Consider the following 551-nt stretch of genomic DNA (forward strand, 5'->3'; position numbering starts at 1 on the left):
GGCTGGTGGTGATCCCGGCGCTCAACGAATTCCGCGATCGCTACCCCGACATCGACCTCCAGCTCGGCCTGTCGGACCGCCCCGTCGACCTGCTGCAGGAAGGCGTCGACTGCGTGATCCGGGTCGGCGCGCTGCAGGATTCCTCGCTGGTGGCACGGCGCGTCGGCCTGTTCGAGGGCGTGACGGTGGCCTCGCAGGCCTACCTGGAACGCTACGGCGAGCCGCGCTCGATCGACGACCTGGCCGACCATGGCGCGGTCAATTATTTTTCGAGCCGCACCGGCCGCAACATCGACTGGGCCTTCCTGATCGACGGCCAGGAGGTGGAGGTCAAGATGGAGAGCGTGGTCTCGGTCAACGATGCGGACGCCTACGTGACCTGCGGTATCGAGGGCTTCGGCCTGATCCAGCCGCCGCTGTTCATGGTGCTGCCGCAACTGCGCTCGGGCGAGCTCAAGGAAGTGCTGACCGGCTACAAGCCGCTGCCGATGCCGCTCTCGGTGGTCTATCCGCACAGCCGCCACCTGTCGCCGAAGGTGCGCGTGTTCGTC

The 551-nt window shown here is 67.0% G+C and carries 1 protein-coding gene; it reads left to right on the forward strand.

Features of this window, described 5'->3' with window-relative positions; translation table 11 throughout:
• A partial coding sequence (locus tag FQ705_RS25605; protein ID WP_260854615.1) for a LysR substrate-binding domain-containing protein occupies window positions 1-551 on the forward strand: 551 nt, incomplete at both ends.

The organism is Paraburkholderia sp. BCC1884 (genome assembly GCF_900996225.1).
Lineage (GTDB): Bacteria > Pseudomonadota > Gammaproteobacteria > Burkholderiales > Burkholderiaceae > Paraburkholderia.